This is a genomic window from Archangium sp., from assembly GCF_036388035.1.
Taxonomy (GTDB): domain Bacteria; phylum Myxococcota; class Myxococcia; order Myxococcales; family Myxococcaceae; genus Archangium.
Genome location: NZ_DASVSO010000475.1, coordinates 1 through 7,358, shown reverse-complemented (window position 1 = coordinate 7,358; position 7,358 = coordinate 1). Strand labels below are relative to the sequence as shown.

6 protein-coding genes are annotated in these 7,358 nt (G+C 69.0%); 4 read left to right on the top strand and 2 right to left on the bottom strand.

Going from position 1 to position 7,358, the window contains the following annotated elements; all coding sequences use genetic code 11:
* The first annotated feature begins 115 nt into the window (after positions 1 to 115).
* The 3 genes from VF697_RS19295 to VF697_RS19285 all read left to right on the top strand — a co-directional run bounded on the left by VF697_RS19295 (position 116) and on the right by VF697_RS19285 (position 5,469).
* Entirely contained in the window at positions 116 to 1,462 is a 1,347-nt protein-coding gene (locus VF697_RS19295; protein ID WP_331097091.1) for an erythromycin esterase family protein, read from the top strand.
* Between the two features lie 429 nt (positions 1,463 to 1,891).
* On the top strand, positions 1,892 to 3,592 hold the full coding sequence (locus tag VF697_RS19290) for an OmpA family protein (protein ID WP_331097089.1): 1,701 nt from the start codon (positions 1,892 to 1,894) through the stop codon (positions 3,590 to 3,592).
* Between the two features lie 8 nt (positions 3,593 to 3,600).
* Positions 3,601 to 5,469: a DUF4215 domain-containing protein gene (locus VF697_RS19285; protein ID WP_331097087.1), complete on the top strand. Its 1,869-nt coding sequence runs from the start codon at positions 3,601 to 3,603 to the stop codon at positions 5,467 to 5,469.
* Positions 5,470 to 5,556: 87 nt separating this feature from the next.
* Here the strand turns inward: VF697_RS19285 and VF697_RS19280 are convergent, their stop codons facing one another.
* The gene (locus VF697_RS19280) at positions 5,557 to 6,129 is read right to left on the bottom strand and encodes a TetR/AcrR family transcriptional regulator (protein ID WP_331097085.1); all 573 of its coding nucleotides are present in this window, start codon (positions 6,127 to 6,129) and stop codon (positions 5,557 to 5,559) included.
* Between the two features lie 92 nt (positions 6,130 to 6,221).
* The gene (locus VF697_RS19275) at positions 6,222 to 6,686 is read right to left on the bottom strand and encodes a PaaI family thioesterase (protein WP_331097083.1); all 465 of its coding nucleotides are present in this window, start codon (positions 6,684 to 6,686) and stop codon (positions 6,222 to 6,224) included.
* A 202-nt stretch (positions 6,687 to 6,888) separates the two neighbouring features.
* Between VF697_RS19275 and VF697_RS19270 the strand changes: the two genes are divergently transcribed.
* A partial coding sequence (locus VF697_RS19270; protein ID WP_331097081.1) for an SDR family NAD(P)-dependent oxidoreductase occupies positions 6,889 to 7,358 on the top strand: 470 nt, incomplete at its 3' end.

Here is a 7,358-nt window from a genome sequence, read left to right as displayed (position 1 = left end):
CACCTGCATGACGGACGCGAGGTTGAGTGCCCTCCAGGCAGGCGTGGCGCTGGGAAGGCCCCCTGTCCTTTCCGACAACTGTGCTGGGCATCCGCGGCGCTTATCCCTGAAGGTCATGGCGAACCATGGGCGAGCAGGGGCAGGGCTCATTGTCTTTCTGTGCGTTCTGTCGGCGTGTGGCACGGAGCAGGGCATCACCCGGCAGGAGCCACCCACGGACGCGCAGGTGGAGGAGCTCCGCGCCGCGGCGCTCCCCTTCCAGGCCGACCCCGCCCGGGAGACGCTGCTCGGACAGGAGCTCGCCTCGGTGGACGTGGTGCTGCTTGGGGAGGACACCCACGGCACCCGCGAGTTCTACGAGCTTCGCTCCCGCATCACCCAGTACCTCATCGCCGAGCACGGCTTCACCGCCGTGCTGATCGAAGGGGACTGGCCCGAGGCCTCGCCCGTCAACGCGTATGTGCGCGGCGAAGAGGCAGGGGCGGATCCGCTGGCCGGCTTCGCCAGCTTCCCCAACTGGATGTGGCGCAACGAGGAGGTTCGCGGCCTGGTGGACTGGATGCGCGCACACAATGCCCAGGCACCACGCAAGGTGGGCTTCTACGGGTTGGATCTCCAGAACCTGGACGCGGCGCTCACGCGGGCGGTGGCCTATCTGGAGGACAGCTCCCCGGAGTCCGGTGAGCGGGCGCGCCGCTACCACGCGTGCTTCCGGCGGGCGGGCCAGGGCGGCGAGGCGTATGGCCCCGCGGCAGCGAGAGGCGCGGTGGTGTGCACGCGCGAGGCCGCGCAGTTGCTGGAAGACGTGGAGGCGCAGCGGCCCGGCGCCGAGCAGCGCGGCGAAGCGGCGCTCGAGGCGTGGTTCGACGCCCGCGAGAGCGCCCGCGCGGTGAGGGACGGTGAGGCGTACTACCGCGGGATGTACCAGGGAGAGAACTCCTGGAACATCCGGGATCGGCACATGCTCGGAGTGCTCCAGGCGGTGACGGAGCACCACGCGCGCATGGGCCAGCGGGCCCGCGTCATCGTCTGGGCGCACAACACGCACGTGGGCGATGCGCGCGCTACGAGCGTGGCCGTGCAGGGCGACCTGAACCTGGGCGAGCTGGTGCGCACCCAGTGGGACCGGAGCACCTTCCTGCTCGGCTTCACCACGTACGAGGGGGCTGTCACCGCCGCGTCGAGCTGGGGCGGCGCGCCCGAGGACAAGCCGTTGGCGCCGGCGGTGGAGGGCAGCTACGAGCACCTGTTCCATCAGCTCGGCCTGCCCCGGTTCGTCGTCCGGCTGCGGGGTGACGCGCCCGAGGTGCTCCAGCAAACCCGCCCGGAGCGAGCCGTCGGCGTGGTGTTCCAGCCCTCGCAGGAGCGCGCGGGCAACTACCTGGACGCGCGGATGGCCGAGCAGTTCGACGCGGTGATCCACGTGGACAGGAGCACCCGGGTGCTCCCGCTCGGACGTTGAGCCAGCTCGATCTCCACCACGCCCTTCAGTCAATCCAGAGGGATCAGCGCGGCCGACGCTCCCCGGATGTCACGGACGAGACAGTCACGGGACGCGGGTGCGTCAACCGACGCTGACACGTCAGAAACGTCCTTTGACGTGTCAGTCGACGCGACCGGCCCGGGAAGACGCCTTTCTCCTGCCCTCCGCCCCCGGAAACGTCGGACCCTCTCTGGGTGAAAAGTGGGCATGCTTCGTGTACAGGAGGCTCCGAGGGACCGCGATGCCGCGGTCGGCGAGTGGAGGAGAACCTTGTCTGTACGAGTACTTCGACGATGTCTGAGCGGAGCCCTTATTCTCGGGGCGTGTAGCGCGCTGGCGCAGGAGCAGCGGATCCCCAGCTTCGAAGTGGAGCGGCTCCAGCTCAATCCGGGCGCGAGGGACAGTCTCGTGCTGTCCACGGGAGATCTGCTTCTCCAGGGGCAGTACCGTCTCGCGCTGACGGGCCACTGGGAGCACAACCCCCTGGTGCTGCTCGAGAGTGGAGAGCGTACGGCCGTCATCATCAAGGACCGGGTGACGGCGCACGTGAGCGGCGCGTACGCGCTCTATGACTGGCTCGAGCTGGGCGCGCAGGTGCCGTTGGTGGGGCAGTGGCCCGGCAACACGGGCGACGTGGGGCTGGCGGCGCCCTCCTCCTTCGCGCTGGGCACGCCCTGGGTCCAGGGCCGCGCGCGCCTGCTGTCCGAGAAGAATGAGGACGCACTGGACCTCGGGGTGCACCTGGGCGTGGCGCTCCCGCTGGGGAGCGCGGAGGCGCTGACCCGGGATCAGGGCTTCACCTTCACGCCGCGCGTGGGGCTCGGCAAGCAGCTGGGCAGTGGGTGGCGCGTGGGCGCCGACGTGGGCGCGCTGATGCGCACGAAGACGTACGTGCTCACGCCCGAAACGCTCCAGCCCCGGGACGAGCTGGGCGTGGAGCTCAACGGAGGCCTCAACGTCACGGGCCCGCTGGTGAGCAAGGTGAAGGGCGAGCTGCTGCTGCGAGGCACGGTGCCGCTGGCCCGCTCCCCCCTGTCCCTGGAGGCCCTGCTGGGCGTGCGCGCCCCGGTGGGTCCCGTCGAGCTGTACGCCATGGGCGGCCCCGGCATCGGCAACACGGTGGGCACGCCGGCCTTCCGCTTCCTGGCCGGAGTGGCCTACGCCCCCAGCGACAAGCCCGTGTGCGTGGAGGGTCAGGCATACCCGGTGGCGCTGTGCCCCGACCTCGACGCGGATGGCGATGGCGTGAAGAACGTCGCGGACCGCTGCCCCCAGGACGCGGGCCTCGCTCAGCTCGACGGCTGTGCGGACAAGGATGACGACGGGGACGGCCTGCTCAACCTCGCGGACCGCTGCCCGAAGGAGCCGGAGAACCTCAACGGCTTCGAGGACGGCGATGGCTGCCCGGATGATCCGGACTCGGATGGTGACGGCATCGCCGACTCGAAGGACCGCTGCCCGAAGGAGCCCGAGGACAAGGATGGCTTCCAGGACGAGGACGGCTGCCCGGATCCCGACAACGACGCGGATGGCGTGGCGGACAAGGATGACTCCTGCCCGCTCGAGGCCGGACCCGCGCCGAACAAGGGCTGCCCGGACAAGGATCGGGATGGGGACACCCTCGTCGACCGGCTGGACAACTGCCCCGACGAGCCCGGCACCGTGCAGAACAACGGCTGCAAGCAGAAGCAGCGCGTGCGCATCGAGACGGGCCGCCTGGACATCCTCGAGTCCGTGTACTTCGAGGTGAACAAGGACGTCATCGAGCGGCGAAGCTACAAGCTGCTGGACGACGTGGCCGCCATCCTCCAGTCGCACCCGGAGATCGAGAAGATGCGCGTGGAAGGCCACACCGACAACCAGGGCGACACCGAGTACAACACCGGCCTGTCCCAGCGCCGCGCCGAGGCCGTCGTGAAGTACCTCTCGGACAAGGGCGTGAAGCGCGAGCGGCTGGAGGCCAAGGGCTTTGGCCCCACGAAGCCCATCGCGGACAACACCACCAAGGAAGGCCGCGCGAAGAACCGCCGCGTGGAGTTCCACATCGTCGGCGATACCGAGGGCGTGGAGACGCGTCCTGGTGAGCCGAGCCCCGACACCGTCAAGTGAGAACGACCATGACCATGAAACCCAATCCTCCTCCCTTCCGGAGCAGGGCCCCGAGGCTGTCCTGGCCCCGCCCGGTGCTGCTCGGGCTCGTCCTCCTCTTCAACGCGGCGGGCTGCGACGCCCAGTTGGAGCCGCCCTCCACCCCCTCCACCCTGGAGCAGGCCAGCCAGCCGCTCGTCGCGGACGTCACCCCCTCGCTCGCCCCTGTCTGTGGGGATGGCCTCATCGAGGCTGGCGAGGCGTGCGATGACGCGAACGCGGTTTCGGGTGATGGGTGCAGTGGCACCTGCGCCATCGAGCCGGGTTTCAGCTGCTTCGACGCGCCCTCCATCTGCAACACGGGGTGCGGCGATGGGACACTCGGCGAGGGAGAGCAGTGCGATGACGGCAACAGCACCGGCGGTGATGGATGCAGCGCCATCTGCACCGTCGAGCCGAGCTACGTTTGCATCGGCGCGACCCCGTCGGTGTGCACGGTGTCGTGCGGCGATGGCATCAAGGCGCCCTCCGAGGCCTGCGACGACGGCAACAAGACCAACGGAGACGGCTGCTCCTCGACCTGCACCATCGAGGCGGCTCACGGCTGCCAGAACACGGGGAAGAGCGTCTTCTACACCCGTCTGGGCCGGAGGGACTGCACGCTGGTCAGCAACAGGGACCTGAACACCCCGGATATCCCCGCCACCGCGGCCCAGCCCGCGCTCAGCACGCCGGACCGCTACCGCATCCGCTACGTGGCCGGTGCGGTCAGCTACTCCGGCACCGATAACTGGTTCCCGGGCATCTTCGGCGTCAATCCCACGGAGGGCTCGACGGTCGGAGCGTTCTCGCTCGGGTACAACCCACCGGGAAGGAGCACCACGCGGGAGGTGGCCGTGGGCAAGGGCTTCCCGCTGTTGAGGGACTTCGATGCGCCCTCCGGCCAGGTGCGGCTGGCGCTCATCGACGTCGACTGCCCCGTGGGAAACAACACCGACAACGCCGTGACGTACCGCGTGGATGCGCTCTCCATCTGCCAGCTCATTCCCGTCATCACCACCCCGGCCGAAGGCGCCACGTCCCCCGGGATCATCTCGGGCACGGCGACACCGGGCTCCACGGTGAAGCTCTACGTCGATGGAAGCACCACCCCTGCGTGCACGACCACGACGGGCGCGGACGGCACGTGGACGTGCACGGTGCCGGCCATCACCAACGAGCAGAAGCAGACGGTCGTGGCCCGCTCCACCGTGCTGAGCGCCACGGAGAGCTCGACGCCCCGGTCCTTTATCGGGGACGTCAAGCCACCCGAGACCACCATCCCCAAGGGACCGCCCGAGCGCGGCCCGGCGCGCACCGGCAGGTTCGAGTACGCCTCCGACGATCCCACGGCCCACTTCGAGTGCAGCCTGGACGGAGGGGCCTATGTTCCCTGCCCGGAGGAGTACACCGTCGAGCCGGGGAAGCACACCCTGCTCGTCCGCGCGGTGGATCCGGCCGGCAACGTGGATCCGGAACCGGCCAAGTACGAGTGGACGGTGGTGGATGACACCGTGCCCGACACCACCATCCCCCAGGGACCGCCCGAGCGCGGCCCGGCGCGCACCGGCAGGTTCGAGTACGCCTCCGACGAGTCCAAAGCCCGCTTCGAGTGCAGCCTGGACGGAGGGGCCTATGTTCCCTGCGAGGCGGAGTACACCGTCCAGCCGGGGGAGCACACCCTGCGCGTCCGCGCGGTGGATGAGTCGGGCAACGTGGATCCGACGCCGGCCGAGTACACCTGGACGGTGGTGGATGACACCCGGACGTTCGCGGGCGGCGGGTGCGGTGCCGTGCCCGGGCCGTCGCTCGTGGCGCTGCTGGGATTGATCGCCCTCCGCCGGCGCAACCGCCGCTGAGAGGGACGGAGGGGCCCCTGGTGCATCCACCGGGGCCCCTCCTTGGCGGACACGGGGTGGACACCTTCGGGCCGCCGTGCCCCGGCCCTAGCTCACGGCTTGCGCGCCGAGCTTCCGGGCCGCCTCGAGAAACTCATCACTCAGGCGCGTGCCGCGAACGGCGCGAGACAGCGACAGCGCGCCATACATGAGGGCCAGCAGCGCGAGTGCCTTCTCCCGGGACTGCTCGCCTGGGCCGAGGAGGCCACTCAAGTCCTGGATGAACCCGGCGAGCTCCCCCTCCAGCGCCTCACGATAGGGCTCACCTTCCCGGGAGACCTCGGAGGCGATGCTCGGCAGGGGACAGCCGACCTCCACGTTGTCCCGATGTCTTCGTGACAGGTACCGGTCGAGCACGGTGAGCACCGCGGGGCGCGACGTGTCGCTCCTCGCTTTCTGGAGCAGCCGGCTCCACATCTCCCGGGCCGTGAGGCGGATGGTCTCGGTGAAGAGCTGCTCCTTGGACTCGAAGTGTGCATAGAAGCCCCCCACCGTGAGGCCCGCCCCCTTCATCACGTCCATGACGGAGCTCGCGCGAATCCCTCGCTCGAGCAGCAGCGCGGCGGCGGACGCCAGGATGGCTTCGTGCGACTTCTGCTTCTGCTCCGCTTTCTGGCTCATGGCATGAGTTTAGCGTGGGGACGCTTCGTGTTCACCCGAGGCGAAACGGCGCCGCGCCGCGCTTCACACCTCTACCGCGGGCATCGTGGCCATCATCGCCCGCGTGCCTCGTCTCCACGGAGGACCATGCACGAGCTGAACACCTTGGCCACGAGACTGCCCTTCTCGTCCTCGACGTCGCACTCCACCAGCCCGAGCGTCCGCGTCCGCTTGACCACCCGCCCGGTGGCCCGGAGGCGCGCGTTCCAGATGGGCTTGAAGAACTTCGACGTGAGGTCGAGCGTCGTGAAGCTTTCTTCATCCTCCAGCGTCGTGGCCATGGATGCCCCCATGGCCAGGTCGGCCATGTCGCAGATGACGCCCCCGTGGAGGGTGCCCATGGGATTGGCATGGCGCGCCGAAGCGTCCAGCTCGATGACGACGCGGCCAGGCTCCACGCCGGTGAGCAGGAGTCCCAGCAGCTGAGCGATGGGAGGAGGAGGCGCCGCCCCCTTCAGAACCTGCTCCAGCTCCCGCAGGTGCCGCGTGGTCTTGGGAACAACGACTCGGCCGTTCATGACTCCTCCTTCAGGCGCACGCAACGCGGTACCAGCGCGCGGCGGACCTGGGCTGACCTTCTTCGTATTACGCTTATAATATGTAGCGAGCAGCCATTCAAGGAGCTGTTCCACTGACTCGCTCCACCGAGCTGGTGGATGATGTCCACGGGTGAGACAGCCTGGGAGGCAGGGCCGCCAGATGAATGGGAAGACCGTAGTCGTGACCCGTGCGAATTCGGGTGTGGGGCTTGCCACCGCAACGGAGCTGGCTCGAAGGGGCGCCACCGTCGTCATGGCGTGCCGCGATGCCGGGCGGGGTGAGCAGGCGCTGAAGAAAGCCATCCAGCGCAGCGGCTCGGACAAGCTCGAGCTCCTGCTGTGCGACCTCGGCTCGCTCGAGAGCGTCCGGGACTTCGCTCGCGAGCTCCAGAGCCGACATCCGACGCTGGATGTGTTGATCAACAACGCGGGTGTCATCACCGTGAAGCGGGAGACGACGCGGGATGGGTTCGAGTCCCAGCTAGGGGTCAATCACCTCGGCCATTTCCTGCTGACGAACCTGCTGCTGGAGCAGTTGCGGCGGGCGCCCCAGGGGCGGATCATCAACGTGTCCTCGGGCGCGCACAAGACGGGGTCCATCCACTGGGAGGATCCGCACCTGACGCGGAGCTTTGGCGTGTGGAGGGCCTA